The sequence below is a fragment of the uncultured Acetatifactor sp. genome, assembly GCF_948601915.1.
Lineage (GTDB): Bacteria > Bacillota > Clostridia > Lachnospirales > Lachnospiraceae > Acetatifactor.
Window position 1 is genome coordinate 14,859 of record NZ_CAPDXS010000016.1, and the last position, 26,789, is coordinate 41,647.

24 protein-coding genes, 1 riboswitch and 1 other annotated feature are annotated in these 26,789 nt (G+C 57.0%); of the genes, 15 read left to right on the plus strand and 9 right to left on the minus strand.

Annotation, left to right across the window (positions count from 1 at the left end):
* Positions 1–262 (plus strand): LysM peptidoglycan-binding domain-containing protein (locus tag Q2B33_RS04305; RefSeq protein ID WP_300773592.1); only part of this gene is annotated, 262 nt, incomplete at its 5' end.
* 157 nt (positions 263–419) lie between these two features.
* Here Q2B33_RS04305 and glnA read toward each other — a convergent pair.
* Together glnA and Q2B33_RS04315 are read right to left on the minus strand one after the other, a co-directional pair.
* On the minus strand, positions 420–1,862 hold the full coding sequence (glnA, locus tag Q2B33_RS04310) for a type I glutamate--ammonia ligase (RefSeq protein WP_300571525.1): 1,443 nt from the start codon (positions 1,860–1,862) through the stop codon (positions 420–422).
* Between the two features lie 208 nt (positions 1,863–2,070).
* Positions 2,071–2,952, minus strand: a complete 882-nt coding sequence (locus tag Q2B33_RS04315) for an aldose 1-epimerase family protein (RefSeq protein WP_300571527.1) — start codon at positions 2,950–2,952, stop codon at positions 2,071–2,073.
* A 368-nt stretch (positions 2,953–3,320) separates the two neighbouring features.
* Here Q2B33_RS04315 and Q2B33_RS04320 point away from each other — a divergent pair, with 368 nt between their 5' ends.
* The 5 genes from Q2B33_RS04320 (at position 3,321) to Q2B33_RS04340 (ending at position 7,962) form a co-directional block, all read left to right on the plus strand.
* Positions 3,321–5,156 carry a cellulase family glycosylhydrolase gene (locus Q2B33_RS04320; RefSeq protein ID WP_300783661.1) on the plus strand — a complete coding sequence of 612 codons (1,836 nt, stop codon included), beginning with the start codon at positions 3,321–3,323 and terminating at the stop codon, positions 5,154–5,156.
* 76 nt (positions 5,157–5,232) lie between these two features.
* Positions 5,233–5,616, plus strand: a complete 384-nt coding sequence (locus Q2B33_RS04325) for a GntR family transcriptional regulator (RefSeq protein ID WP_296463132.1) — start codon at positions 5,233–5,235, stop codon at positions 5,614–5,616.
* Between the two features lie 30 nt (positions 5,617–5,646).
* On the plus strand, positions 5,647–6,603 hold the full coding sequence (locus Q2B33_RS04330; protein ID WP_300571532.1) for an ATP-binding cassette domain-containing protein: 957 nt from the start codon (positions 5,647–5,649) through the stop codon (positions 6,601–6,603).
* 8 nt (positions 6,604–6,611) lie between these two features.
* On the plus strand, positions 6,612–7,304 hold the full coding sequence (locus Q2B33_RS04335; RefSeq protein ID WP_300571534.1) for a hypothetical protein: 693 nt from the start codon (positions 6,612–6,614) through the stop codon (positions 7,302–7,304).
* The gene (locus tag Q2B33_RS04340; RefSeq protein WP_300571536.1) at positions 7,294–7,962 is read left to right on the plus strand and encodes a hypothetical protein; all 669 of its coding nucleotides are present in this window, start codon (positions 7,294–7,296) and stop codon (positions 7,960–7,962) included. The genes Q2B33_RS04335 and Q2B33_RS04340 overlap by 11 nt, the downstream gene beginning before the upstream one ends.
* 29 nt (positions 7,963–7,991) lie before the next feature.
* Here Q2B33_RS04340 and Q2B33_RS04345 read toward each other — a convergent pair whose 3' ends face one another.
* Complete coding sequence (locus Q2B33_RS04345; RefSeq protein WP_300571538.1) at positions 7,992–9,137, minus strand: Rpn family recombination-promoting nuclease/putative transposase; 1,146 nt, start codon at positions 9,135–9,137, stop codon at positions 7,992–7,994.
* A 294-nt stretch (positions 9,138–9,431) separates the two neighbouring features.
* Positions 9,432–10,214, minus strand: coding sequence for a ZIP family metal transporter (locus Q2B33_RS04350; RefSeq protein ID WP_300571540.1), 783 nt, complete (start codon positions 10,212–10,214; stop codon positions 9,432–9,434).
* A 341-nt stretch (positions 10,215–10,555) separates the two neighbouring features.
* Here Q2B33_RS04350 and Q2B33_RS04355 point away from each other — a divergent pair, with 341 nt between their 5' ends.
* Both Q2B33_RS04355 and Q2B33_RS04360 read left to right on the plus strand, forming a co-directional pair.
* Positions 10,556–10,759, plus strand: coding sequence for a hypothetical protein (locus Q2B33_RS04355; protein WP_300571542.1), 204 nt, complete (start codon positions 10,556–10,558; stop codon positions 10,757–10,759).
* Positions 10,760–10,799: 40 nt separating this feature from the next.
* Positions 10,800–11,276 (plus strand): YbaK/EbsC family protein, encoded by a 477-nt coding sequence (locus tag Q2B33_RS04360; protein WP_296463118.1) that lies wholly within the window; start codon positions 10,800–10,802, stop codon positions 11,274–11,276.
* On the opposite strand, the gene Q2B33_RS04365 is transcribed toward Q2B33_RS04360, so the two are convergent.
* A complete protein-coding gene (locus tag Q2B33_RS04365; RefSeq protein WP_300571545.1) occupies positions 11,273–11,932 on the minus strand; it encodes an ECF transporter S component in 660 nt (219 codons plus the stop codon). The genes Q2B33_RS04360 and Q2B33_RS04365 overlap by 4 nt on opposite strands.
* Positions 11,933–12,089: 157 nt before the next feature.
* A riboswitch (FMN riboswitch) is annotated at positions 12,090–12,240 on the minus strand.
* A 335-nt stretch (positions 12,241–12,575) separates the two neighbouring features.
* Here Q2B33_RS04365 and Q2B33_RS04370 point away from each other — a divergent pair.
* A complete protein-coding gene (locus Q2B33_RS04370) occupies positions 12,576–13,028 on the plus strand; it encodes an Hsp20/alpha crystallin family protein (RefSeq protein ID WP_300571547.1) in 453 nt (150 codons plus the stop codon).
* A gap of 170 nt (positions 13,029–13,198) precedes the next feature.
* Positions 13,199–14,191, plus strand: coding sequence for a DnaJ C-terminal domain-containing protein (locus Q2B33_RS04375; RefSeq protein ID WP_300571549.1), 993 nt, complete (start codon positions 13,199–13,201; stop codon positions 14,189–14,191).
* Between the two features lie 525 nt (positions 14,192–14,716).
* On the opposite strand, the gene Q2B33_RS04380 is transcribed toward Q2B33_RS04375, so the two are convergent.
* The 3 genes from Q2B33_RS04380 to Q2B33_RS04390 all read right to left on the minus strand — a co-directional run bounded on the left by Q2B33_RS04380 (position 14,717) and on the right by Q2B33_RS04390 (position 18,662).
* Positions 14,717–15,634, minus strand: a complete 918-nt coding sequence (locus Q2B33_RS04380) for a diguanylate cyclase (RefSeq protein ID WP_300571551.1) — start codon at positions 15,632–15,634, stop codon at positions 14,717–14,719.
* Between the two features lie 58 nt (positions 15,635–15,692).
* Positions 15,693–17,660 (minus strand): hypothetical protein, encoded by a 1,968-nt coding sequence (locus Q2B33_RS04385; RefSeq protein WP_300571553.1) that lies wholly within the window; start codon positions 17,658–17,660, stop codon positions 15,693–15,695.
* A 150-nt stretch (positions 17,661–17,810) separates the two neighbouring features.
* On the minus strand, positions 17,811–18,662 hold the full coding sequence (locus Q2B33_RS04390; protein ID WP_300571555.1) for a helix-turn-helix transcriptional regulator: 852 nt from the start codon (positions 18,660–18,662) through the stop codon (positions 17,811–17,813).
* Positions 18,663–18,915: 253 nt separating this feature from the next.
* Between Q2B33_RS04390 and Q2B33_RS04395 the strand changes: the two genes are divergently transcribed.
* The 4 genes from Q2B33_RS04395 to Q2B33_RS04410 all read left to right on the plus strand — a co-directional run bounded on the left by Q2B33_RS04395 (position 18,916) and on the right by Q2B33_RS04410 (position 24,913).
* Complete coding sequence (locus Q2B33_RS04395) at positions 18,916–20,271, plus strand: AGE family epimerase/isomerase (RefSeq protein ID WP_300571557.1); 1,356 nt, start codon at positions 18,916–18,918, stop codon at positions 20,269–20,271.
* 169 nt (positions 20,272–20,440) lie between these two features.
* A complete protein-coding gene (locus Q2B33_RS04400) occupies positions 20,441–21,616 on the plus strand; it encodes a glycosidase (RefSeq protein WP_300571559.1) in 1,176 nt (391 codons plus the stop codon).
* Between the two features lie 187 nt (positions 21,617–21,803).
* Positions 21,804–22,826: a glycoside hydrolase family 130 protein gene (locus Q2B33_RS04405; protein ID WP_300571561.1), complete on the plus strand. Its 1,023-nt coding sequence runs from the start codon at positions 21,804–21,806 to the stop codon at positions 22,824–22,826.
* Between the two features lie 79 nt (positions 22,827–22,905).
* Positions 22,906–23,142 (plus strand) — a binding site (T-box leader).
* Between the two features lie 61 nt (positions 23,143–23,203).
* Positions 23,204–24,913, plus strand: coding sequence for a proline--tRNA ligase (locus Q2B33_RS04410; protein WP_300571563.1), 1,710 nt, complete (start codon positions 23,204–23,206; stop codon positions 24,911–24,913).
* Positions 24,914–25,073: 160 nt separating this feature from the next.
* Here Q2B33_RS04410 and Q2B33_RS04415 read toward each other — a convergent pair whose 3' ends face one another.
* Complete coding sequence (locus Q2B33_RS04415) at positions 25,074–26,045, minus strand: Rpn family recombination-promoting nuclease/putative transposase (RefSeq protein ID WP_300571565.1); 972 nt, start codon at positions 26,043–26,045, stop codon at positions 25,074–25,076.
* Positions 26,046–26,348: 303 nt separating this feature from the next.
* On the opposite strand from Q2B33_RS04415, the gene Q2B33_RS04420 reads away from it, so the two are divergent.
* On the plus strand, positions 26,349–26,732 hold the full coding sequence (locus Q2B33_RS04420; protein ID WP_296470079.1) for a DUF6483 family protein: 384 nt from the start codon (positions 26,349–26,351) through the stop codon (positions 26,730–26,732).
* The last annotated feature ends 57 nt before the right edge of the window (positions 26,733–26,789 follow it).

Here is a 26,789-nt window from a genome sequence, read left to right on the forward strand (position 1 = left end):
AGCCCGTAGATACGGAACCACGGTGGAGGCGATCAAGAGCCTGAACGGGCTGACCGGCGACGCGCTGGACGTGGGGCAGGTGCTGCGGATACCTGCGGCCCAGTCGGGCCCGTCGTACACGGAATACACGGTGCGGCCCGGGGACAGCCTGTGGCAGATAGCCCGTAGATACGGAACCACGGTGGAGGCGATCAAGAGCCTGAACGGGCTGACCAGCGACCTGCTGAGCATCGGCCAGGTGCTGCGGATTCCGGCCAGGTAGTTTCCGGGCTTATACAGTGTGTCCTGGGGGCGCTGCGGCTGGCGGCTCAGAGATGGGGCATGGAGAAATATTTTCCGGAAATACAAAAGCAAAAACAAAAGCAAAAGGCCGGGGACAGGCAATCTGCCTGTTCCCGGCCTCTTCTTTACCATAATGATTACAAGTCATAGTACATATTGAACTCCGCCGGATGGGGAATCTGCTCCATCTGCCGCAGCTCCGCCCGTTTCCTGGCCACCCAGATATCGATCAGCCTCTGGGGGAACACGCCGCCCTTTGTGAGGTATTCGTGGTCGGCCTCCAGGGCGTCCAGGGCCTCGTCCAGGGATTTGGGCAGCCCCTTGATCTTCTTCTGCTCCTCCGGTGAGAGGGTATAGAGATTGAAGTCGTAAGGCCCCCAGCCGTTTGCCGCCGGGTCGATTTTGTTCTCGATGCCGTCCAGACCGGCCATGAGGATCGCAGCGTAGGCGTAATAGGGGTTGGCCGTGGCATCCGGATTGCGCAGCTCGAAGCGCTTGGTCTCCGGGGACTTGGCATAGGCCGGAATCCGAATCACCGCGCTGCGGTTTGAGGTGGCATAGCCCACGGTCACCGGGGCCTCGAAGCCGGGCACCAGGCGCTTGAAGGAATTGGTGGAGGGATTGGTAAAGGCGCACAGGGAGGCGATGTGCTTCAGCAGTCCGCCCATGAAATAATGGGCCGTCCTGCTCAGCCCCGAATACCCCTCCTCGTCATAGAACAGGGGCAGCCCGTTTTTGAACAGCAGCATATGTACGTGCATGCCGCTGCCCGCCTCCTGGTAGATGGGCTTGGGGAGGAAGGTGGCGGTCTTGCCCTCCTGGGCCGCCAGGTTCTTGATGATATATTTGACGATCATGGTGTTGTCCGCCATTGCGGGCATGTCGTCCAGCTCCACCTCGATCTCCATCTGGCCCGGGCCGCCCACCTCGTGGTGGTGGTATTTCACCCGGACGCCCCAGTCCTCCATCATCATGCACATGTGGCTGCGCAGGTCGTAGCCCACGTCCTGGGGAGCCGAGATGTGGTAGCCGCCCTTGTGGGACACCTCATAGCCATTGTTACCGGCGGTGTCCAGGCTGTGGTTCCAGTCCGCCTGCCTGGTGTCGATGCGGTAGCCGCACTGTCTGGGAGTCACCTCAAAACGGGCGCTGTCGAAGAGATAGAACTCGAACTCGGGTCCGATCACCATGCGGTCGGCGATGCCGCTTTCCTTCATGTATTCCACAGCGCGGAGGCTGACGTTCTTTGGGTACTGGTCGAAGGGCCTGTTCCCGTCCTGGCCGATGGTGCATACATTGCCGCACATGGTCAGGGTGGGCACCGAGGCGAAGGGATCCACGTAGGCGGTGGCGGGATCCGGCAGGAACACCATGTCACTCTTCTCGATGGGCGCATAGCCGTAATTGGAGCCGTCGAAGCCGATGCCGTAGGTGAAGGTGTCCTCGCAGAACCGCTCCACCGGGATGGTGATGTGGCGCCAGCGGCCGTCGATGTCCGTCATCTTGAAGTCGATCATGCGGATCTGCTTTTCCTGGCAAAGGTTCCTGATTTCCGTGATTTTAGCCGTGTTCTTATCCATGCTGCTAACTCCTTTTCGTCATGTCATATACTTTATTCCCGCGAGCAATGAGCCGAGCGGCCGTGCTTGCACGGCCAGCTGGCGAATGCCGCGAGGTATTTGATTTCAGGCTGTTTTCAGACAGATTGGGTCAGCTTCCCCGGAACCTGCCGGGAGTGCGGGAAGCGCCGCACATATCCGGCAGGCTGCTGCGGGAAGGCGGGGCATTTCAGGATACTTCTATGGTATAGGAGGCGTTCCAGACTTCCCCGGGAGCGATCCGGTTGCCCCATTTGCGCTCCTCCAGGGTCCCTGTGAAGTCCTCACTGTCGCATCTGCCGTGCCAGGGCTCGATGCACACGAAGGGGGCAGGGGGACTGCCTGCGGGGGACCATACGCCGAACAGGGGGGCGTCCATGGTGACCTTTATATAGCTGCTCTTGTCCGGCCTGCAGAGGGAGACGGTGGCCGTCTGATTGTCCTCGATGACCAGCGCGTCGTGGTCGAAGAGGCAGTCCGTGAGGGCCAGCCTGCCCCCGTCCAGGGGATAGGTATCGCTCTCGTTTAAGGCCAGCCCGTTTTCGCTGATTCTGGTGCTGTTCACCTGGGCTATGTCGCCGAAGTCCAGGAAATAGTCGTGGCGCGCCTCTCCCTCCCGGATGGGGCAGTTGAAGGCGGGATGTCCGCCGATGGAGAAGGGAAGGGGTTCTGCGCCCGGATTCTCTACCTGCCACAGGACGGCGACTTTGTTCCCCTCCAGGCGATAGCCCAGCTTCAGGAAGAAGGCGTAGGGGTATTTCTCCAGGGTCTCCTCGTTGGAGCCCAGGCCGAACCAGAGTTCAGTCTCCGTCCGGGAGAGCAGCTCGAATTCCATGTCCCTTGCGAAGCCGTGCTGGGTCATGGAGTAGGTCTGCCCCTTGGTGCGGTATTTCTTGTCTTTGGCGCTTCCCACGAAGGGGAACAGGATGGGGGAGGTGCGGTTCCAGTACCTGGCGTCCGCGCACCACATGTATTCCGTGCCGGTATCCAGCTTCTTCAGGGATTTCAGCTCCGCGCCAAGGCTTTCCACCGCGATGGAAATTTCTTGGTTTTTCAATTCGTAAAGTGACATAGCGTCCTCCTTCTGCGATTTTCTGTTACCAATATCATAAGACATGGGGCCGCGGGCTGTCAAGGACTTAGGGCCATATCGGAAGGTATGCATCGGAAGGCCGTATTGGAAGGTCGGCGGCTTCCCGTGGGCTTGACAAAGCGTGGTGGTCTGCTAGAATCTATACTGACCACCGTTGGTGGGGCCAGGTCACCAGACTCGCGAGGGGAAAGCATCTTGGATTGGCGGCAGATCGCCGTGGTCTGGCGGCACATTTTACCGCTCGTGAATACAAGGAAGCTATGCGGTACAATCAGGGGTGTTCTGTTATGTGGGGAGGGAAAACTATGGCTGCCTGGAAAAGAATATGGAGATGGAGGACGGATGCCATGAGGAGGATTATAATCTGCGGCCTTGTGCTGCTGATAGGGATATGCTGTGCAACGGGCTGCGGAGGGGCAGGTGCGGGGACAGAAAAGGCTCTGCCCCCGCAGGCTGGCCGGGAGGAGGCCGGAGGGGCAGGCACAGAAGCGGGAGGAGCAGGTACGGAGGCCGGAGAGGCGGGAGGTGTAGGCACAGAAGCGGGAGGAGCAGGTACGGAGGCCGGAGAGGCGGGAAGTGTAGGCACAGAAGCGGGAAGCGGAGGCGCGGAGAGCGGAGGGGCAGGCACAGAAGCGGGAAGCGCAGGAGGCACAGATACGAAGGCCGGAGCAGCAGAATTCACAGGCACGGAAGCCGGAGCGCCGTACAGGGAGACAAATCCTGGAAAAGAGGGAACAGCAGCATCGGGCACCCCTTCGAATCCCGGCGCAGGGAAGCCCGTCGCCCTGTCCGTGGCGGGGACGCAACTGGTGGACGAGGAGGGCAATCCGGTCCAGCTAAGGGGAATCAGCACCCATGGCCTGGCCTGGTACCCGCAGTACGTCAGCGAAGCGTGCTTCCGCCAGATTAAGGAGGAGTGGGGGATGGACGTGGTCCGCCTGGCCATGTACACTGCGGAGAGCGGCGGATACTGCACGGACGGGAATCAGGATGCTTTGAAGGCATTGGTGCGGGAGGGCGTGGAATATGCCACGGACTGCGGGCTCTATGTCATCATCGACTGGCACATCCTGTCGAATGGGAATCCCAATGCCCACCTGGAGGAGGCGAAAGCGTTCTTCCGGGAGATGTCGGCGGAATATGCGGATTACGACAATGTAATCTATGAAATCTGCAACGAGCCAAACGGCGGAGTCTCCTGGGCAGAGATAAAATCCTATGCGGAACAGGTCATAGCCGCCATCCGGGAGAAGGACGAGGACGGCATCATCCTGGTGGGCACGCCTAACTGGTCACAGCAAGTGGATCAGGCGGCGGCAGACCCCATCACGGGATATGGCAATATCATGTACACCCTGCACTTCTATGCCGCCACCCATAAGGATTCCCTCCGGGGTGCCATGGTGCAGGCGGTAGCCGATGGCCTGCCTGTCTTTGTTTCGGAATACGGCATCTGCGATGCCAGCGGCAATGGCGGAATCGACGCGGCACAGGCGGCGGAATGGGTGCGGGTCATGGACGACTGCGGCATCAGCTATGTAGCCTGGAACCTGTCGGACAAGGCGGAGACCTCCGCGATTCTGAGAAACGGCTGCGGCAAGGACAGCGGCTTCGCATGGGAGGACTTAAGCGACTCCGGCAGATGGCTGCTGGATATGCTGGGAAGCGAAGGGAATGCAGGAAAGCAGGGCAACGGTGCAGGCGCAGCAGGGGAGGGTGCGGACAGCAGCCCGGGCAGCAGGGACAGCAATGGAACGGCCGGTGGCACCGAAGAGGGCAGCGTGGGAGGAAGTACGAAAGGCGGTACCGGGGCAGACGGCAGCCCGCCCGCCGGGGATAAGGGACCTGCGCAGATGCCCGGAGGGACAGGCGGCCAACCGGCCCCGGAGATCCAGAGCCCGGACGGCCTGACAGTGACGGACAGGATCGTGAACTCCTGGGAGCAGGAGGACGGGACATACTACCAGTACGAAGCAGCCATCGCCAACGCTTCGGATACGGCCAGTGACGTCTGGGAGATCACGCTGACCTTCCAGGACGAAATCGCTCTCCAGAACGGCTGGAACGGGAACTGCCAGGTCCAGGGGACTGTCCTGACCATATCCCATATGGACTACAATGGCCATATTGAGGCCGGCGGCAGCGTGGAGGGCATTGGCTTTATCCTGAAAATTTCATATTAACTTTTATTTTCCCATTGACACACAACTGATTATGGTGTATATATAACATATAAACAGCAGAGAGGACGATGCCGATTTGAAACTATTGCAGAATTCAGGAGTCCCCATATACCAGCAGATTGCGGAGCAGCTAAAGGCGGATATCCTGTCGGGCAAGCTGAGGGAAGGGGAATATCTCCCGTCCATCCGGGGTCTGGCGAAGGACCTGCGGATCAGCGTCATCACCACCATGAAGGCCTATGAACAGTTGGCGGAGGAGGGGCTTGTGACAGCGGTCCAGGGCAAGGGCTTCTATGTGAACGCCCAGAACAGCGAGATGCTGAAGGAACAGCATCTGCGCAGAGTGGAGGAGGCCCTGATGGAGGCGGTGAGCGCCGCCAGGATAGCCGGGATGACAGGCCAGGAGCTGCAGGAAATCCTGCGGACGCTGCTGGACATGGGGGACGAAGGGGAAGATTAGGAGATTCGTCAGGAAGAAAGGAAGAGGGATATGGTCAGAATAGACGAAAAAACGAATATTATAAAACATGAAAATGAAGTTTTCCAGACCGCGCTGCAGGGGAGGGGCCTGCGGAAAAAATACAGGGGCTTCGAGCTCTCGGTTCCCCGGCTTTCGCTGCCGAAGGGCTTCGCCACAGCCCTGATCGGAGAGAACGGCGCGGGAAAGACCACGCTGCTGAACATCCTCGCCGGCATACGGCTGGACTTTGCGGGGGAGGTCACCTACTTCGACAGGCAGCAGCCGGGAATCTGCGGCGATGTCCAGGAGCAGATCGGCTACACGGGCCCGGGCTGCTACTTCCTGCCCCAGTGGACGACCCGGCAGGTGGAGGAGATCAGCGGGCTCCTGTTCACTGGTTTCCATAAGGAGAGATACCGGGCAATCTGCGGAGAGCTGGGAATCGGCGGCAGCGATGGGGGGAAGCAGGTGCGCAGCCTCTCCGACGGCAACAGGATGAAGCTGATGCTGGCGTCGGTCCTGGCCAGGGACACAAAGCTGCTGATTTTGGACGAGCCGGCCTCACCGCTGGATCCCCTGATGCGGGACAGGCTCTGCGACATGATACGGGAGTACCTGGAGCAGGGAGGCGGGGAGAAGTCGGTGTTCTTCTCCACCCATAATATCGCGGACATGGAGAACGTGACGGATTACGCCGTCATCCTGGAGCATGGCAACATCGTGGAGGAGGGCTTTGTGGAGGATCTGAAGGAGAAATATGTCTGTGTGAAGGGGGAGGCGGCGGACGGGGAGAGGGCCGGAGAGATCCTCTTTTCCATGAACCGCAGCGCCTACGGGTTTGAGGGGATCTGCCTTGCGGAGAATGTGGAGAGGCTGGCCGGGATGGACGTGAGCCTGGAGACGCCCAGCCTGTCCCAGATCAGCGTGGCGGTGATGAAGGCCAATACAAGCCTTGGAAAGCGCGGAAAGGGATGGTCTGTGGAATGAGGGATCGGATGAAAAGCTATCTGGTATTTGCCGGCGCGCGGTATCGGCTTGCGGTGTACCTGCTGATGCCGGCCGTCCTGTTGGGGATCGGTCTGTGGGTGGAGGGAAAGCTGGGGAGCGGCAATGGGGGTGTGGGGGCGATTGTGGTGACGGTGCTCCTGCCCATGGCGGAAATCAGCTCTGACAACTGGCTGTTCGGCGGGATCCAGGCGAAGGATTCCATGGGGCTGGAGTACCTGAAGGCCTCCGGGCGGGGGATGGGGATTTTGAAAAATGCGCTTTGGATGGACCTGGCGCGGAAGTTCCTGTCTGCCCTGGGCATTATCGCGCTGCACCGGTTGGCAGCGGCTCTGGCCTGGGGATGGGAGGCGGGAGGTGTCCCCGGTTCCCGGCCCGGCATTGCCCACAGTTGGCCCGGCAATGCCGGAAGCGCCGTGGGAGTCCTGCTGTATTTCGTGCTGGTCGCTTACATTGTCTCGGCCCTTGGCACATTCCTGTCCAGGTTCGGCGGCATGTTCTGGATGAACCTGCTGATCAGCTACGGGGCCGTGTTCCTGGCGGCATTTGCCCTGATGCTGCTGAATCTGGCAGAACATATATTTATTATCGATATCATGTGCATGGCGCTTGGAGCGGCGGTGAGCGTTCTGACCGTGCAGGTCGCCATGAAGAGGGTGGAAAGGAGCTATTATGATAAATGACTGGAAACTGGGGATGAGGATGCTGCGCTATGCCCATGGCATAAAGATGAACTGCATCGCGGTAGGCCTGGTGATGCTGCTGGAGATTCCGGCCGTAATTTTGGGGAGGATGAACGGAAACGGCTTCCCCGCATTCTACATGCTCCTGGTGGCGGGGATGCTGCCAACGCAGGCGCTCTTCTCCCTGAGCGTTGCGGGCATGGCACAGGCCTCCCCCCTGAAAAAGAAGCTGCAGACAAAGATTCCGGCGCTGATGAACTTCAGCATAATGGCCGCCATTTACCTGACAGGAGGGCTGTTCTGCGGCATCATGGTCTGGGGAAAGGCGGAAAACAGAGAATTTATATATGAAAATATGATAATCCTGGCGATTGCGATAGCCGCGATTATGGTCTATATGGGCGTGGCCTATAAACACTTCATAGCGGCTTCCGCAGGGCTGCTTCCCATCCTGTGCTTTATGATGTCGAAGGGACTGTCAGGGAAAGGGCTGCCGAACGTCCTGTCAGGCAGGGGAACCCCGTTCTGGCAGGTGCTGCTGGGAGGCTTTGCGATTCTGGCCGCGGGCGCGATGGCGGAGTATCTGCTCTCCCTCCTGGTCTACAGGGCCCCTATGGACAAGATGGCGCAGTCGGCGCCTCTGCGGAAGGAGATATGAGCTATTCCGCAGGGCGCGCTGCCCCTGTATCATTCTTTCCAGTAAAGGGCCGTCTTCTCCATGGCTTCCTCCTGGCCCAGGTGCATCTTCTCCATAAGCTTTTCTGCGGCGGCAGCCTTTGGCGCGCCAAGCTCCTGACAGAGCTCAACTATTGACCTTATGCTGTTTTTTTCTGTGAGCTCTGACAGGAGCTGCGCTTCCTCGAGATGCTTCTGTGCTTCCGCCGCCCGCTTCTCGGCCTGGTCAGCGCGCCTCTCCGCATTGGCGGTATTCCGCCGCTCCGCCTGTATGTCCATCTTCTCCATATCCGCAAACAGTTCGCCCATCTTCTTTTCCCTCACCTTATCAGTCAATTTCTCTGTCTCTGGCACAGGTACGTTCATCTTTAGCAGGAAAGCCTGCAGCACTTTTGCAATGATGTCCACCAGATGCTCCGGGGTATTCTGCAGGATGGCCTCAATCTCCCTGCCCGGGAGCCTTCGGAAGTTTTCGATGTCCTCGGTGGTCTGCAGCTTATTGATCAACATGACCAATGAGATTTCATCCCGCTTCTCCATCAGCGCCTCATTGCTGTAACCCTGCAGCGGTACCAGATAATACTCGAAATCCGGAATATATTTCCCGAACGTATTCCCCTCCCGGACGCGGCTCCTGAAATTCAGCGGCACGTACCATTCGGCGGCGCCCTCATAATAGACTATGGGCAGAATGGGCGGATACAGAAAATCCTTCCGCTTCGACATGCCCTGCCGGATGCCCTCCGCCTCCCTCTCATAGGCGTTCCAGATATAGACCATGTAGCGGAACAACTGCATGCATACATTGTAATCCGGCGCCGTCTTATGCTCTATCAGGGACACCAGAAAGAAAGGAGGGCTCCCGCCGCCGATATGCACACGCTTCACCCTGTCGGAATTCCGTTCCTCCGCGAACAGTGTGACATACTGTTCCGACACATCCTCGATATCCTCCGGCCGCACATCCTTCAGATAAGGCAGGTTCACATAATCCCGCAGGAACTGGGAGCACAGGATATGGTTGTCAAAGATGATCTTGCTGCTGCTGTCCCTGACCTGGGAATTCAGCACCATTTGCTTCGGCGATGCCGCCTTATGCAGCCCCTGCGTCGGCGCGGCCGCTTTTTTCTTTTGTCTCTGCTTTCTCGTCTGCTTCATACGATACCTCCCGGGATTCTGGCAGGCAGACAGGAGACAGACGGTTCGGCTCTTGCTGCGTCTGCCTGCTCTTTTCAATGATTGACGGATACTTTCAGGCAAAACGCCCTGACCAAAGGCCCCTTTCGGAAGCCGATGCAGAATTTCTGAAATGTTTGACATCAGAATTATCTGTAGCTATGGTAACATATCCGCACAGTCTTTGCAACTGTTTCTGAAAAGAGGAGGCCATATTTTCCGCAAGGGCCTTCCGGATCAACCAGGCGGAAATCCTGACGCGTACGGCTTCAGCCCTCAGCCCAGGGCCACGTCCAGGGCCAGCATCACCGTGAACCCCGCCGCGAAGGCCAGCGTCCCCAGATTGGAGTGCTCCCCGGCGGAGGCTTCCGGAATCAGCTCCTCCACCACCACGTAGATCATGGCCCCTGCCGCGAAGCTCAGCAGATAGGGCAGGGCCGGAAGGATGAGCCCTGCGGCCAGGATGGTCAGCAGGGCGGCCAGGGGCTCCACCACGCCGGAGAGGACGCCGTAGAGAAAGGCCCGCTTCTTCCCTGCGCCCTCCGCCCGCAGAGGCATGGAGATGATCGCCCCTTCGGGAAAGTTCTGGAGGGCGATGCCGATGGATAGGGCCAGGGCCCCGGTCAGGGAGATCGTCTCGTCCCCGGCCATCCAGCCCGCCAGCACCACGCCCACCGCCATGCCCTCGGGGATATTGTGGAGGGTCACCGCCAGCACCAGCATGGCGGTGCGTCCCAGCCTGGTGCGGGGCCCCTCGGGCGATGCGCTGTCCCGGTGCAGATGGGGGATAGTCCTGTCCAGCAGGAGCAGGAACAGGATGCCCAGCCAGAACCCGGCCACCGCCGGGAGGAAGGCCAGTTGCCCCAGATGCTCCGCCTCCTCCATGGCGGGGATCAGCAGGCTCCAGACGGATGCCGCCACCATGACCCCTGCGGCGAAGCCGGTGAGGGATCTCTGCACCGCCGGGGGAAGCGCGCTCCGCATGACGAACACGCAGGCAGCGCCCAGGACAGTTCCGAGAAAGGGAAGCAGGATTCCCTGTAAAGTTTCGAATGGCATTGTGTGACCTCCGTTTCTATACTTTAGTTAGTGATAACTAACCAAAGCCATTATATGATAAGATCGAAACCATGTCAATATAATACTGTTCACGGCTTCGCCGCTCACAGCAACATGATGCATACACAACAGAATTAAAAGGCAGAATTCTATTGTCCTGAAGTGGGCAGAGTACGCTCATTTTGGCGCGCGAAACACTTCGCGGAGGCACCTGTGAACAGGAACGCCGTCGATACAGATTCGAAAAAACGCTCTAATATACATTGTAAACCCCGGACAAATATTTTATAATCAAGTATGGCAATTTACAAAATTTGCAGAATTCCCGGAGGAGGGCTGTTATGAAAGAAACGGAAAGAAATGCGGTATGTATCCTTGTATTGTACCTTGTCTTATGGTATGTGGGCGCCATGTTCAGCTTTTTCCCTTTTATCGCAAACAATCTGGCAATCGCTGCCGTGGGGTTTGCGGGGCTTTTGATTGTCGCCGCAATCGTGATATGCACCTGCTGGATCATTGAGACGATCCAAAAGACGGCGAAATAATATCGAGATACAAAACCAGACTACATTTTGGAGGAACAGCATGGCAATCGAGAAAGTAAAAGCATATCTCAGAAACTACGGCATGGAAGAGAGGGTCCTGGAACTGGACATGTCCAGCGCCACCGTGGAGCTGGCGGCCCAGGCCCTGCACTGCCAGCCTGAGAGGATCGCGAAGACACTCTCCTTCCTGGTGGAGGGCCGCGCGGTGCTGGTGGTGGCCGCCGGGGACGCGAAAATCGACAATGCCAAGTACAAGGCGAAGTTCGCCGCCAAGGCCAAGATGCTCTCGCCCCAGGAGGCGGAGGCCATGGTGGGCCATGCCGTGGGCGGCGTATGTCCCTTTGCGGTGAACCCGGGCGTGGCGGTATACCTGGACGTGTCCCTGAAGCGCTTCGAGACGGTATTCCCCGCCTGCGGCAGCTCCAACAGCGCCATAGAGCTCACCATCCCGGAGCTGGAGGAATGCTCCGGCCACGCGGGATGGGTGGATGTGTGCAAGGGATACCAGGCCCCCTAAAAAGCGCCTCGCAGGGAGAGGAACAACAGGAGACAGCTTGCCAGGAGGAACAGGGCAGTCAGGAATGCCCCGGGACGGAACCGCATTTTTCCGGCAGGTTCCGAAGCGGGGAGGGCCTCCGCCAGATGGGAGCGCCGCAGAGCAGTGACTACGGGCTTGTATAAAAGCAGTGCGATCCCCGCGTTCAGTCCCCCTTTGATCACATTAAAGGGCAGGAAGGCCGGAAGCAGCAGCTGCGCCACCGCCTCCCTGGAATACCCCATGTACACCGGAGCAACCAGGTAATTCCAGAGCATCATCACCGCCACCTGGCAGCCCCATCCGCCAAGCAGCCCTCCCAGGGCGCTGGACAGCCTGCGCCTTTTCCCATAGACATAGGCGGCGGGGCAGGCGAAGGCGCAGCTGGAGATGACGTTCATCAGGCAGCCCCAGAAGCCGGTGCTGCTGACGGTGAACATCTCCGTGACGGACACGATGACGCTGATGGCCAGGGCGGTCAAGGGGCTGAAGAGCAGCCCGCCGATGACGATGACGACGTCCTTGGGATCGTACTTCAGGAACAGGATCAGCGGGACGCGGCCAAAGACGGTGGCGATGTAGGCCAGCGTGCACAGCAGGCCCAGGGTGGTCAGTTTCTTAGTGCTTGTGTGTTTCATATGGATACCTCCTGAAATGTAATGACACCTGAAAGCGGCGAAAGGCCTTTCAGGTGTCATTTTTTTCGTTTCAGGTGCATCGAAATTGCCTACAGAGCAGTTCACAGGCGGACAAAAAAGAGTGCAGACAAAAGCCAGATACCATCTGGCCATTCCGACACACCTTCTTTAATCCGGACTATACCGTCGGTTCCGGAATTTCACCGAACCCCGCGCATGTGCGCCCGCGGACTATCACCGCCGATCGGGAATTCTTGCTTCTCAGACCACAGACATCCGAGAAGAGTCACCCTGCCCTGAAGACATTCCTGCTATTCAGTTGTTGAAAGGATTATAGCACGGGTGGCATGGCATGGTCAACAACATTTTGCGGGAGGACAGAACCCATTGAAAAGCTTCTCATATTCTATAATGATTCCGGGAAAGATAAAGCCTGTACAGTTCACAGAATCTTCACAGAAATTGTTAGCACTCCCTCTTGACGAGTGCTAAAATAAGTGTTATAGTACGAATAGAACAAGGGAACAGAGAAAACGAAAGGCAGGAGCCGATCGGATCCCGGGTTCAAAGGAACCGGCGCTTCACAAAGCCAGGACAGCGCCGGAGGATAGCAAAGTGCAGATGCAGAAAGGAGACATGACTTATGATGATGCCCAGTATTTTCAGAGATAATTTGTTCGACAGCTTTATGGAGGATTTCGCGTTTCCATCATTCCCTGACATCGACAGGACGCTGTACGGCAAGCACGCCAGGAACCTGATGAAGACTGATGTGAAGGAGACGGAGGGCGGCTACGAGGTGGACATCGACCTGCCGGGCTTCAAAAAGGACGAGATTCAGATGGAGCTTGTGAACGGCAACCTCACCGTCAGCGCCGCCAAGGGATTGAACAAGGACGAGAAGGATGAGAAGGGGACTTATGTCAGGCGCGAACGCTACGCCGGGAGCATGAGCCGCAGCTTCTACGTAGGGGAGCATGTGACCGAGGAGGACATCCACCCCAAGTACGAGAACGGCATCCTGACCTTCCATATCCCCAAGGAGGAGAAGAAGGCAGTGGAGGAGAAGAAGCATTACATCTCCATCGAGGGATAATGTTTTGCACAGGCCGCCAGGATACCCCGCAGGAGACGCTGCGGGGTGTCTTGCTGTACGGGCCGCTGGACACCTGCCTGCCCATTCCCCAGCGGGGCAGGCGCAGGCGGCATGTGGGCCGGAGGCCGTGCAGGGGAACCGGAGGCTGACGCGGAGACGGGAGGAATAAGATGGCAGCGAAAAGAGATTACTACGCGGTGCTGGGAGTGGAGCGCGGCGCGGACGACAAGACCATAAAGAAAGCATATCGGAAGCTGGCGAAAAAATACCACCCGGATACCAGCGCAGGCGACGCCCGGGCGGAAGAGAAATTCAAAGAGGCCACCCAGGCCTACGAAATCCTGAGCGACCCCGAGAAGCGCAGGCTCTACGACCGGTTCGGCCATGCCGCCTTCGACGGCAGCGGGGCGCAGGATGCCGGTTCCCGGGGAAATCCGTTTGAAGACATGTATGGCTTCGGAGGCTCCGGTGCCTGCGGAGGGCAGGAGGCCCGCCGGGCTTACGGCAGCGGGGACAGAGGCGGATACCGCTATGAATACCGCTTCGGAAGCGACGGCATGGACGATATCCTGAAGAGCATGTTCGGCGAAGACCTCGGGGAGGGGTTCGGAAGGGGCGGCGCGGACCTGCGGGCGGAGATTTCCGTCAGCTTTGAGGAGGCGGCCTTCGGGTGCGAGAAGACCCTCCGCCTGGACACGGGGGAGGGGGCGGGCCGGCAGTCCCTGCGTGTGCGGATTCCTGCGGGGATCGATGACGGGAAGAGCATACGCCTGAGAGGAAAAGGCGCCCGGGGAAGAGGCGGCAGCCCAGGAGACCTGCTGCTGAAAGTGAACGTGGGGAAGAAGCCGGGCTTTGAGCGGCAGGGCCTGGATGTGTACACGGTGGCGAACATCCCCTTCTCCACGGCCGTGCTGGGCGGCGAGGCGGCGGTGCAGACCCTTTCCGGGAAGGTGCTCTGCAAGATTCGGGAGGGTACCCAGTCCGGCACCAAGATCCGGCTGAAGGGAAAGGGGATCGTCTCCATGAAAGACCCGAAGGTCCGCGGCGATCAATACGTGACCGTGCAGATTCAGGTTCCGGAGCATCTGAGCGGGGAGGCGAAACGGAAGCTTGGGGAATTCCAGGCGGCATGTGAGGGCAGGGCATACCACAGAGCGGGCTGAGCGGCGCGGCCCGCAGCCCGTCCATGGGCTTGTGCGAAAACGGGGCAATGCCCTATAATTAGCAGAATAAACGGCAGAAAACAGCTTGAATTCGCAAAATAGATACCTCAAAAAATAATTTCAAAAAAATAATTAAAAATTTCAAAAAAGTATTGACAAATATGGAATCAGGGCTTATAATGAAATCACAATAAAGAGAGAGGAAAAACAAAATCTTCCATTAAAAAAACTAAATAAACAGCAAAGGTTCCAGACAGAAGGTGCAGGACACGAAAAAAGTAGCGGATATCTGAAGCGGAATTTGCCAGAACGTTACAGTGCATGGAGTACAGGAAAAGCGTGGAAAGCACAAAAAGGTGAAATGGAAGAGAAAGAAAAAACTGAATAAGGAGGTATGGTCCATTGGACGAAGCGAATTGAGCGGGCGTATTGATTGGAAAGAATCGATACGCCCGCTCGCTGTGCCTTTACGGACTGGCATTCCCGCTATCCCCTTACAGAGGAACAGCGGGGATATGGGGGGAGCTACCGCTCCCGCCACTCCTCCTTGCCGCCATCGGACCACACCACCATGTTCCGGCCGTTGTGCTTGGCCTTGTAGAGCATGTTGTCCGCGATCTTCAGGTAGTCGTCGTAATCGTCCCCCATCTTGGGCAGAAGGGTGACACCGCCGATGCTGATGGTGACCCAGGGGGATACGGAAGGGTCATGGGGGATATGGAGATCCTCCACTGCCTGTCGGATGGTCTGCAGGAACTCAAAGGCAGACCTGGAATCATTGCCCAGCATAATCGCCACGAACTCCTCCCCGCCGTAGCGCCCGAAGAAGTCCGTGGGGCGCTGGAAGAAGGCGGATGCCGCCTGGGCCACGGCGGAGATGACCTTATCCCCCGACGGATGGCCGAAGGTGTCGTTGTATACCTTGAACTTGTCGATGTCGAACATGCAGACGGAGAAGGTGAGCCCCAGCCGGATGGCCTCCCGCCATTTTAAGTTGCTCTCGTCTTCGTAGCGCCGCCTGTTGGCCACGCCGGTGAGCTGATCCATGGTGGCCTGGTGCATGAACTGCATCTGGTAGTGGTGGAGCTTGATGTGGATGGCGGCCCTGGCCCGGACCGTGATGGGGCTGAAGGGCTTGGCGATGTAGTCCACCGCGCCCAGGGTGAGGCCTTTCTCCTCGTGCTGCACATCCGCCAGGCCGCTGACCAGGATGACGGGCGTATACTTGGTGAGGATCGTCTCCTGGAATTTCTTCAGCAGCGTGAAGCCGTCTACGTCCGGCATGATGATGTCCAGGAAGATCAGGGAGAAGTCATCCCCCTTTGCCTTGCGGAAGCCTTCCTCGCCTTCCAGGCATATGGTGACCTCGTAGTCATCGCTCAGGATTGATTTCAGATATTCAGCCTGTGCCCGGCTGTCTTCGATTATCAATATTTTGTCCATGTTTTTCCTTACTCCCGTTCATTTTCGGCGCCGGATGATGGGGATTTCCGATTCCGTGTCACTTCAGTTGCTGGCGCTGCAGGGTCTCCGTGATGTCCTGGGCCACGTACACCGCGGTCTTCGGCATGTCGTTGCCGCCGATTTGGGCCAGCACCACCGTGGCCCGTACCCACTGGGGAGCCGCGGTATCATCGTCGGGCTCCTGGGGAAGCTTCCGGTAGGTGGCCGATACATAGGGCTGCCACCAGCGCAGGTTCTGCATAAGATTCGGTATGTTCATGACCTTCAGATAGTCTTCCCTGTCATCCGGATGGATGAAATTCTCGGCGTAGACCTCCAGGGCGGCGGTGCAGTTCACTTCGCTGCCCAGCACGTCCCCGCCCTTGCCCAGCTTGGTCACGGCCCGGAAGGTATCCCGCTCCAAATCGATGTAATAGGTGGAGAAGAACAGGCTGCTCAGGCTGCTGATGATGTAGGCCCGGTCCTGCATGGCCCGGTGCCGTTGGTCCTCCCGGCTCTTCTCGTCGGTGATGTCATGGCCCAGGATATTGACCACCATCCTGCCGTTCTGGCGGCTGTAGATGATATGCTGCTCCAGCCAGCGGGGAGGATTCCCCTTGATGCGGTACTGGCAGATTTCCTCCGCGTAATGCTCCGTCACCGCCGCCTTTTCCTGCAGATGCTCCAGGGACAGGAGATGCCCGTAATTGAGGGCGTCCTCCGGGTACAATTGTGGAATCAGCAGCTGGGTGTAATAGCTGTAATCGCCCACCTGGGCATCCTGCATCCGGGCGGCGCCGTCCAGGCGGATGCGCTCGCACTGGCCGTTCTCCAGGTTCACCGTGGTCATCATGGTGAAGCGGGACTTCAGGATTGCGGCGATCTGCATGTCGTGCTTGCTGTGGGCCAGCTCCTTGCGCATCTGTTCGTCCATGTTCTCCATGGCCAGGAGGGCGTATTCCGGATTGCCGTGCTCGCTGTTCAGGTGGGCCGTCACGGAGATATAGCGGTAGGAGCCGCCGATCTCCCACTGGCACAAAAGCTCCGATTCCTGCTCCCCGGTATCCCTGGCCTGTATGAGGCCCTCAGTGGAGAATTTCGCCAGGAAAGCCTCCCGGTAGGCGGGATGGAGCCTTTCCATGATCCGGGAATGCAGATAAGTATCCCACAGGGGCGGCAGGAGGAGCTCTTCCCCGGGCGTATGTCCCTCCACACGGATGACGTCCGTAGCGCCGGTCTCCAGGTTGACGGCATAGATGCCGAAGCTCCGCTCGCCTACGGCCAGAAGGGCATCGCGGCTGCGGACATTGTCCCCCTCCCGCTCCAGGCCTTCCCGCATGGTATCGTGCACGTCCTTAACGCAGAACATGGCGGTCTGGTTGTCTTCGCTGTAATCGAAGGCCCGGACGACTTCGACCAGATACCAGCGGAACTCTTCCTCATGGAGACGGCGGTAGATGCAGGTCAGTACGGACTTGCCGGAGTGCAGGGCATTCTGCAGATGGGATATATCGGTAAAGTCCCGGAAGCGCTCCACGTCGTCGGGATGCACCATGCCGCTTCCGGCCAGCTTCTCGAATTCCCCGGCAAGGTCCTCGGTTCCCCGCTGGTTCAGCCATGCGCCCGCATCGAACTTCAGCACGTCGTAGCGGTTCCGGCCCAGATCCAGGCGCAGGATTTTGCGGTATGTATAGCCGGAGGACTCTATCCGGGGCGTGACACTGACCACGAAGGCGGGGATGGCATCCTTCCAGAGCATCCGGGTGGCTACCATGTCCACCACCCCGCCGAAGGTGGCATTGTAGCTCAGGGAGCGCCCCTCCTGCCTGCCCTCTATGGTCAGCAGGGGACAGTTGATGCAAGATCCCGCCCATACCTCATGGCAGGTCTTGCCCAAGCGTATCTCCGGCGATACGGTCTGAACTCTTTTGTTGAAATACAGCAGGCTGTGATTGTCCTGCCGGATCACATAAATGCCGGTCTCCGGCATACTATTTAAGATGATTTCGTAATCTTTGCTCTCCAAAGTCGATCCCCCCTCGGCATCTGCCGGGCTTTTGCCAGATATAAAAAAGAAAAGCCTCAGATAAGGCTTTGTGCTGTCCGTCTTCTCTCCTCTATATGATAAAGAAAAATGAATGGATTGTCAAGCGGAAAACGAGGCGCCTTTCGCCCGTCAGCGCGGCGAAAGGCGGTACTCCCTGGGGGTCAGCCCCGTGAGCTTCCTGAAATGGGCGATGAAATGGTTCACGTTCTCATAGCCCACTTCGTAGCTGATTTCGTGTACCTTCAGGTTCGTCTCCGCCAACAGGCTCCTGGCGGCCTGGACGCGCATCCGGTGCAGGTACTGCAGGGGGGAGGTGCGGTAATGGCTCTTGAACTCCCGGCAGAGGCGGTAGCGGTTCACCCTGTACTTTTCTTCCAGAGCTGCCAGAGAAAAGCTTTCATAGTAATGGGTCTCCAGCCGGGATTTGATGTCCTCCAGATAGGCGGGGGCAGTCTCCGGGGGGAGGGCATGCGCCAGGGCCAGCCGGGAGAGCAGCCCGGTCAGCAGCATATGGCAGAGGATGGGGCTTTCCTCCTTTTTCCCGAACAGGGGGAGGAGGTCTCCGGCCCAGGGCGCGGCGGGAGGGATCCGCCAGAAGGGCATGCCCTGGGGGAGCTGGCTGCAGAAATAGTCCAGGCCCGGGCCGTCGAAGAGCAGCAGCGCATACTCCGCCCTGCCGCGCACCAGCATCCGGCGGGCAGGGCGGCAGTCCACAAGGTAGAGGCCGCTCTCCGAAAGGGGCGCGGGAATGCCGGAGGGAAAGAGGGTGAGGTGCAGGGAGCCGGACTTCAGGCGCAGGAGCCCCAGGGCACGGCGCCGGGGGGCATAGTAGGAGACGGGGCCGGTTACGGAGCCCCATTCCAGGGCGATGCGGTGGAGGAGGGAGTCCCGGACCTCCGCTTCCGGGTGGAAGGATGTCAGGTTCATCCCTGATTTGGACAGCAGGGACAGGCTGGGGGTGTAGTTTTCCTCTATGGTCATGGACGCATCCTCTCTTTCAGGCCGGATTTTGATTAAGCGCTTTTTAAGCGATATGGACTCATTATAGCTGAAGGGCCGGGGGATGGATATTGTCAAATGCTCCGAAAAAAGCGGGTTTTTATTGTGGAAAAGGATGAAAATCCCGCTTTTGTCAAGAAATATAGATAAAAGTCAAGAACTGTTAATGACATTGATTAATAGATAAGTTAATAATAGAGTCAGAAATTAATTGAGTTCGGAAAGGGGGAGCTGCATGTTAAGCGATGAGGTAAGGGGCCATCTGTGGGGCCGCCTGGTTCCTTTCTGGGAGGGGCTGCGGGACAGGGAGAACGGCGGGTTTTACGGCTGGATGGATTCGGGGCTGACGGTGGACAGGGAGGCGGATAAGGGCTGTATCCTGAACAGCCGCATCCTCTGGTTCTTCTCCAATGCGGCGATATGCCTGGCAGGGGAGGAGGGGGAGCGGGCGGCATTGTCCGGCGGCGCGGCGCTTCCCGGGGCGGGAGGCCAGCCGGCGCGGCAGAGGGCGCGGGAGCGGGAACAGGCGCAGAGCCCGCAGCGGGAGCAGGACAGAGCGGATGCCCTGAAGGAGTGCGCGGACTGGGCGTACCGATTCCTGCGGGACAGATGCGTGGACGCGGAGCGGGGCGGCGTGTACTGGTCGCTGGATTACCGGGGGCAGCCGGAGGATACCACGAAGCATACCTATAACCAGGCCTTTGCGGTGTATGCCCTGTCTTCTTATTACAGGGCGTACCGTGACAGGGAGGCCCTGGAGCTGGCGGAGCGGCTGATCGGGGTGATTGAGGGCAAGTGCTTCGATGCGCAAGGGTATAAGGAGGCGCTGGATATTGATTTTTGTCCCATTGCCAATGACAAACTCTCGGAGAACGGGGTGATGGCGGACCGCACCATGAACACGCTGCTGCATGTGCTGGAGGCGTACACGGAGTACCTGGGGGCGTGCAGGGAGGAGCAGGCTTCCGGTGTGTTTTCCCGGAGGGGCCTGGAGCCGGGAAGGCCGGGGGCCTGGCGGAGGACCGTGGAGGAGAAGCTGCGCTGGATCCTGAATCTGGTGGCGGAGCGTGTATACAATCCGGAGCTGCGCAGACAGGAGGTGTTTTTCGACCTCCACATGGAGAGCCTGATCGACCTGCATTCTTACGGACATGACATCGAGGCGGCCTGGCTGATCGACAGATGCCTGGAGGTGCTGGGGGACGAGGGGCTGACCCGGCGCATGAGCCCTATGCTGCGGAGCCTGGAGGCGGAGGTCTACGAGAGGGCATACGCCCATCATTCCCTGGCCAATGAGTGCGAGCGGGGCGTGGTGGACGAAAAAAGGGTCTGGTGGGTGCAGGCGGAGGGCGTAGTGGGATTCTACAATGCTTACCAGAAGACTTGGGAGCGCCGCTATCTGGAGGCCGCGGAGGACATCTGGGGATTCGTCAGGGCACACCTGGTGGACGAGAGGCCGAAGGGGGAGTGGTTCTGGTACACGGACGAGGCGGGGAATCCCGCCCTGGAGAAGCCCATCGTGGAGCCCTGGAAATGCCCTTACCACAACGGGCGCATGTGCATGGAGATCATGAGGCGCAGCGCCGGATGACAGGGCACAGGACGCGGACATGGCAGGAGGGATTGGCGGCTGTGCCGCGGCGCCATGGACATGTGGCATCCATGGGACGCGCAGGATGCGCATGGCATACGGAAGAGGTAAGGGGTATCGGACACAGATATGGAGAGCAGACCGGCGATAGCTGAGAATAGGAGAGATCATGAGAATACATCCTCGATATGAAACTGAACTGGCAAAGCAGCAGGAGCTGCTGGGCCGTCCCAACGAAGTGGACACATCCTTTTACAACGGCATCTATGACCGTTACAGAAACCCCGTGCTGACCAGGGAGCACATCCCGCTGTTCTGGAGATACGATCTGGACATGGACAGAAATCCACATTTCCAGGAACGGCTGGGCGTGAATGCGGTGATGAATTCCGGCGCCATTGAGCTGGACGGGAAGTTCTACCTGGTGGCCAGGGTGGAGGGGAACGACAGGAAATCCTTCTTCGCCGTGGCGGAGAGCCAGAGCCCCGTGGAGGGTTTTCGGTTCTGGGACTATCCGGTGGTGCTGCCGGACACCTGCCCGGAGGAGACCAATGTCTACGACATGCGGCTGACGAAGCACCGGGACGGCTATATCTATGGGGTCTTCTGCTCGGAGAGCAAGGACAGGTCCGTGTCCGATCTGTCCGCTGCGGTGGCGGCCGCGGGCATCGTGCGGACAAAGGATCTGAAGACCTGGGAGCGGCTGCCCAATTTGAAGACCCTGCAGTCGCCCCAGCAGAGGAACGTAGTGCTGCACCCGGAGTTCGTGGAGGGCAGGTATGCTTTCTATACCCGGCCCATGGATGACTTCATAGACACCGGCTCCGGCGGCGGAATAGGCTTCGGCCTCTGCCGGGACATCCTGCATCCGGTGATTGACGAGGAGCGCATCACAAGCAAGAGGCAGTACCACACCATAACCGAGGCCAAGAACGGCGCGGGGGCCGTGCCCATCAGGACGCCCCAGGGCTGGATCCACATCGCCCACGGCGTCCGCAATACGGCGGCGGGGCTGCGCTATGTGATATACGCCTTCGCCACGGCGCTGGACGACCCGGCCAGGGTGATCGCGGAGCCCGGCGGGCTGCTGATCGGGCCCAGGGCAGGGGAACGGGTAGGGGACGTGTCCAATGTGGTGTTCACCAATGGGGCCATCGCCCGGGAGAACGGGGAGGTGTATATCTATTACGCTTCCAGTGATACCAGGATGCATGTGGCGGCTACCACCATGGAGAAGCTCACGGACTATGTGTTCCATACGCCGGAAGACCCTCTGCGCAGCCCGGACTGCGTGGCCCTGAGGTGCGAAATGATTGAACGGAACCTGCGGCTCCTCCGGGGCTGACGGAAGGGACGGCTTTGCCGACAGCAGGCCGGACAGAGGACGTGCAGGGCTTCGGGAGCGCTCCGCGGATGCCTGCCGGGATTGGGGCATTGGAACCGGGAGCGGAGGACTGTCCGGATTTGGCACTGAGAACAGATGGTGCGTGATAAGTGTGACAGCAAAACAGATGTATTGAGAGGAGAACGATATGAGCAAATATAAAATGATCGGCCCCGCCGTACCCAATATGCCCTGGCAGGAAGGGCCGGAGTCCTTTACCGGCGCTCCCGTCTGGAGGTATTCGGAGAACCCCATCATCGGGCGCAATCCCCTGAAGAACGTGGCCAGGATCTTCAACAGTGCCGTGATGCCCTATGGGGACAGCTTCATCGGCGTGTTCCGCGGGGAACAGAATAACGGAATTCCGTATATCTATATGGGCAGGAGCAAGGATGCCATCCACTGGGATTTTGAGGAGGACAAGATTCCCTTTGTGGACGAAGAGGGAGAGCCCTTCATGCCTGTCTACGCCTATGACCCCAGGCTGGTGAAGGTGGAGGACACCTATTATATCATCTGGTGCCAGGATTTCTACGGGGCCGCCATCGGCATGGCAAAGACAAATGACTTCAAGACCTTTATCAGGATCGAGAATCCCTTCCTGCCCTTCAACCGCAATGCCGTGCTCTTTCCACGTAAGATCAACGGCAACTTCTGTCTGCTGAGCAGGCCCTCGGACAGCGGCCATACGCCCTTTGGGGACATTTTCTTGAGCGAGAGCCCGGACATGGTGTACTGGGGCAAGCACAGGCATGTGATGGGCAAGGGCAGTGAATGGTGGGAGTCCCTGAAAATCGGCGGCGGCGCGGCGCCCATTGAGACCAATGAGGGATGGCTTCTGTTCTACCACGGCGTCACAGGCACCTGCAACGGCTATGTGTACAGCATCGGCGGGGCCATCCTGGACATCGACAACCCCTCTATGGTGAAGTACCGCTGCGAGGACTTCCTGCTGACCCCGGAGCAGTGGTATGAGGAGCGCGGCTTCGTGCCCAATGTGTGCTTCCCCTGCGCCACCATCCACGACAGCGAAAGCGGCAGGATCGCCATCTACTACGGCGCGGCGGACAGCTATGTGGGGCTGGCGTTCACCAGGCTGGATGACATTATGGACTACATCAAGGAGCACAGCCGGACCACCGCGGCGGATACGGAGATTGGCAGGAGATGATTTTACAAGCCGGGTGCGGATGTGCGGATATGAAGCTTGACAGCCGTTATCTTTTGTGATATAAATTAAAAAATTGAACACAAAAGCTATGATAAGAAATAGTAAGCATCTCGGATTTTCAGAGAGAAGGCGGCCGGTGCGAGCCTTTATTGAAAAGATGCCCAACCCATCTTTGAGCTGTAAGCTGAAATGACAGTAAGCCTTGCCGGGTTCTCCCGTTACAGAGATATGGCATCAGATTTTCTCTTGTGCCAGAGAGTGCGGATTGCTCCGAATTTAGGTGGTACCGCGGACTTAAGATTAGTTCGCCCTAAGCTGATGTAATGTCGGCTTAGGGCTTTTTTTGTGTTCAAAAACAAAATACGGAGGTATCCTTTATGAAACTGGAAAAACTTGTTGGAGATCGTTTTCGGGAAAGGCCGTCAGACTGTAACATTGACAGCCATGCTCTGATGGTGCGCGGCGGCTACATGAAGTATGTAGCAAACGGTATTTTTTCATCCTACATGCCGCTGAAAAGAATTACACGGAAGATAGAGCAGATTATCCGCGAAGAAATGGACGCTATTGACGGGCAGGAAGTCCAGTTTCCTGTTGTCATGCCGGCTTCTATCTGGCAGGAATCTGGCAGATACGATAGCATTGGTAAAGAAATGGCCCGCTTCCATGACCGTAGTGGAAGTCCTCTTGTGCTCGGTATGACACATGAAGAAGCAGCCGTTCATCTTGTGCGTGATTACGGACAGAGCTATATGAAATATCCTTTTATGATATATCAGATACAGACTAAGTTCCGCGATGAAGCAAGACCGAGGGCGGGACTGATTCGCGTTCGTGAATTTACAATGAAAGATGCCTACTCTTTCCATACCAGTCAGGTAGATTTGGAAGATTATTACGACAAGTGCCATAAGGCTTATGAGCGCATCTATGCAAGAGTAGGATTGCCGGAGGTTATTTCGGTGGCTTCCGACTCCGGTATGATGGGCGGTAATATCTCCCATGAATTTATGCTGCTCACTCCTATTGGGGAAGATTCTATCGCTATCTGTACAGAATGTGATTACCGTGCGAATATGGAGGCGGCAGAGTGTATTATCCAGAACGAAAGAAGTGATGCTTCCCAGGAACTTGTTTTGGTACACACGCCGAACATTCATACCATTGAGGACGTCTGCGAGTTCCTGAACTGTGATGAAAAGACTTCCTGCAAGGCGGTTGTCTATCAGCGTAATTCGGATGACCATTATATTGTACTGTTTATCCGTGGGGATCTTGAGGTGAATGAAACCAAACTCACAAATTATTTGGGATATGACATCCATCCGGCAATCATCACCGAAGAGAGCGGACTTAAGGCCGGTTATATCGGTCCTGTTCATCTAAGCGGCGATTTCACTGTTCTGTATGACCGTTCCCTTGATGGAATGAACAATCTTTCCTGCGGTGCAGATGTTCACGAATATCACTATACCGGGCTGGATATGAAACGTGATATAGAAGGTGCGGAATACCATGATTTTGCTAAAATACAGGAAGGCGGTATCTGTCCGCATTGTGGTAAACCTGCGGTTACAGTATCCCGTGGCATTGAGGTGGGCAATATTTTTCAGCTCGGAACCAAGTATACCAAATCCATGAATATGACCTATATTGACGCTAATGGGGAAGCGCGATATCCGGTTATGGGATGTTACGGTATCGGTGTCGGCAGACTTGCCGCCTCCATCTGCGAGGCGCACCATGATGATTATGGTCCGATATGGCCTTTGGCGGTTGCGCCGTGGCAGGTACACCTCTGTGCTGTTCGTGCTGATGATGCCGAGGTTCAGGCTTATGCCAACAAGTTGTATGAAGAACTGCAAAACAAAGGTGTTGAGGTCATTTATGATGACCGCAGGGTCAGTGCCGGTGTAATGTTTTCGGATGCTGACCTTATTGGCGTACCATTCAGAATAATCGTCAGTCCCCGGAATATAAGACAAAATATCATGGAAATTGTTTCGAGAGATAAGAGTTTATCTATTAATGTTTCTATGAATTCGGTAGTAGAAGAAATAATGAAAATTTTGTCTGCGGCAAAATAAAATATATAGGATAAAATGGCAGCAAAGAAAGCAGAGATTCGAGAGGGTCCCTGCTTTTTGTGCGCAAAATTGAATTCATTGCTTGACAATGTGGCAAAGATTTTATGCAGGCAGATGGGTGGATGCATAAATTACGGGGGCGCTTGCCAGGGTTGCTTCTTCACCAATATTGTTTTACTGTTTCGCTGGATTCGCTTTCAGACAATTGAAACTTCTCCGCGATTCGCTTTATGGTCTCGGCCAAGGAGACTCCTAAATCTTTACACATCAGAATGGCACCTTTCATTTCGCTCTCTTCCCGCATCTGCTGAATCGCCAAACACATATTCACCGCTCCTTTCCCTTCGGGATATTTCAACTTGGATCCCGTAACGACATTGATTACATCCGCTGCCTGCCTTTCCATGCTCTGGAACCTTAGGTCTTCCTTCACGATATTATTCAGGGTCTGCTTATCTTTAGAATACTTGATGTACAGCATCACTTCCCGCAGGTTCGAGTGGAAATTATTGATTTCGTCATTCGACATCTCCTTTGGGGCGGTCAGGTTTACATGGTAGTCCGGCGCATGTGCTAAAATGACGCTGTCAGCGCTGGAATACATCTCTTTCAGGGAGAGTGGCGCGTCCCAGCTGTCCGAGCCGAAATATATGACAAGGGTGACCACAGGGATAAGCCGGTCTGTCTTCCAGAAGCCGCTTAGGAACTCGCCGTCTGTCGGTTCTTCTTTCTCCTGTCGGTTATCTGTCTGTCTTGACTTTGCGTCCTTCCTGGCCTGCCTGTGGGCATTGGCTGCCTTGCTGACCTGATGGGACAGATGGAGGAAATCATAGACGCCATTCTTCACCGGAAGGGCGTAATGGATTTCAGCCTGATTTTCGATTCCCATGACACAGTATGCTGTCTGGCCGTCCGTCATGGCGTACAGAAGCTTCAGCACATCCCGGTATTTCTGCTCCGGCACACCGGCACCGTTTCCTCCATATGGAACAACGATTTCAGTAGCGTCCAATTCCGTTAGCCGGGCAGGATTGATTTTCTGCTCTCCATGGTATAAAAACTGATTGAATGCATCCGCAAAGACTATGGGATTCTCTATATATTTCTTTGTAATAGTATCTACCTTTCCCATGATGAAAATTCCTTTCTTCCATGGGAAGATTCTTCCCATGGGGAGGGTTCTTTCCCATTGATAACAGTATACGCTGAAAAACGGGTTTTCTCAATAGCCTTATAAAATCTTTTCAGGATTCGGCGGAGTTTGGGCAATAAGCTTTGTTTCGCGAGACAATTATTTCACATCTTCCGCCTGATATGTTATAATATGGACTCAGCAGGGCGCTGCGGCAACTTCTGGTTCCATGTGTATCGGAGTACACGAAATCATGGTTATGGTGTTGTAGGATTTATGAATGTAGCACGCGGAAGGAGAAAAATGTTTGAACAGGATTACATCATGCGGGTCATCAAGGAGATGATAAGGGCCATCCTGAAGCTCCTCTTTTCGATAGACACAGATTCTCCCACAATGGAGCTGCTGTCCGAGAAAGAGCAGGTGGAGACCACGGAAAAGCTGCTGGAAATGGTTGATGGCGGGAAAATCAATGAAGCGGAAAATGCGTTATATGAGCTGGCGGCTGACGGAGACCGGAGCCATCTGGCGGTGGCGCTGCTGTTCTATTCTTACCTCAACGACAAGGAGGATGGCTTCCTGGAGGCGAATGGCTACAGCAGAGAGGAGATCGGGGCGGGACTGAGGGCGCTGATATCGCGTTATGGATTAAATGGCATAGCAGACGCGTTTCTGGAGGAGCTGTGAGACAAGCTCCAAAGAGGGCGCTGGGCCAGGTAGAAAAAATGCAGATTGCCTTGGGGG

Excerpts from the sequence above, each read along its gene's own strand:
- Q2B33_RS04330 (WP_300571532.1), top strand. The coding sequence starts at position 5,647 with ATGGTCAGAATAGACGAAAAAACGAATATTATAAAACATGAAAATGAA.
- Q2B33_RS04410 (WP_300571563.1), top strand. The coding sequence starts at position 23,204 with ATGAAACTGGAAAAACTTGTTGGAGATCGTTTTCGGGAAAGGCCGTCA.
- Q2B33_RS04395 (WP_300571557.1), top strand. The coding sequence starts at position 18,916 with ATGTTAAGCGATGAGGTAAGGGGCCATCTGTGGGGCCGCCTGGTTCCT.
- Q2B33_RS04390 (WP_300571555.1), bottom strand. The coding sequence starts at position 18,662 with ATGACCATAGAGGAAAACTACACCCCCAGCCTGTCCCTGCTGTCCAAA.
- Q2B33_RS04360 (WP_296463118.1), top strand. The coding sequence starts at position 10,800 with ATGGCAATCGAGAAAGTAAAAGCATATCTCAGAAACTACGGCATGGAA.
- Q2B33_RS04320 (WP_300783661.1), top strand. The coding sequence starts at position 3,321 with ATGAGGAGGATTATAATCTGCGGCCTTGTGCTGCTGATAGGGATATGC.
- glnA (WP_300571525.1), bottom strand. The coding sequence starts at position 1,862 with ATGGATAAGAACACGGCTAAAATCACGGAAATCAGGAACCTTTGCCAG.
- Q2B33_RS04400 (WP_300571559.1), top strand. The coding sequence starts at position 20,441 with ATGAGAATACATCCTCGATATGAAACTGAACTGGCAAAGCAGCAGGAG.
- Q2B33_RS04315 (WP_300571527.1), bottom strand. The coding sequence starts at position 2,952 with ATGTCACTTTACGAATTGAAAAACCAAGAAATTTCCATCGCGGTGGAA.
- Q2B33_RS04370 (WP_300571547.1), top strand. The coding sequence starts at position 12,576 with ATGATGATGCCCAGTATTTTCAGAGATAATTTGTTCGACAGCTTTATG.
- Q2B33_RS04420 (WP_296470079.1), top strand. The coding sequence starts at position 26,349 with ATGTTTGAACAGGATTACATCATGCGGGTCATCAAGGAGATGATAAGG.
- Q2B33_RS04380 (WP_300571551.1), bottom strand. The coding sequence starts at position 15,634 with ATGGACAAAATATTGATAATCGAAGACAGCCGGGCACAGGCTGAATAT.
- Q2B33_RS04340 (WP_300571536.1), top strand. The coding sequence starts at position 7,294 with ATGATAAATGACTGGAAACTGGGGATGAGGATGCTGCGCTATGCCCAT.
- Q2B33_RS04355 (WP_300571542.1), top strand. The coding sequence starts at position 10,556 with ATGAAAGAAACGGAAAGAAATGCGGTATGTATCCTTGTATTGTACCTT.
- Q2B33_RS04375 (WP_300571549.1), top strand. The coding sequence starts at position 13,199 with ATGGCAGCGAAAAGAGATTACTACGCGGTGCTGGGAGTGGAGCGCGGC.
- Q2B33_RS04335 (WP_300571534.1), top strand. The coding sequence starts at position 6,612 with ATGAAAAGCTATCTGGTATTTGCCGGCGCGCGGTATCGGCTTGCGGTG.
- Q2B33_RS04365 (WP_300571545.1), bottom strand. The coding sequence starts at position 11,932 with ATGAAACACACAAGCACTAAGAAACTGACCACCCTGGGCCTGCTGTGC.
- Q2B33_RS04405 (WP_300571561.1), top strand. The coding sequence starts at position 21,804 with ATGAGCAAATATAAAATGATCGGCCCCGCCGTACCCAATATGCCCTGG.
- Q2B33_RS04345 (WP_300571538.1), bottom strand. The coding sequence starts at position 9,137 with ATGAAGCAGACGAGAAAGCAGAGACAAAAGAAAAAAGCGGCCGCGCCG.
- Q2B33_RS04350 (WP_300571540.1), bottom strand. The coding sequence starts at position 10,214 with ATGCCATTCGAAACTTTACAGGGAATCCTGCTTCCCTTTCTCGGAACT.
- Q2B33_RS04415 (WP_300571565.1), bottom strand. The coding sequence starts at position 26,045 with ATGGGAAAGGTAGATACTATTACAAAGAAATATATAGAGAATCCCATA.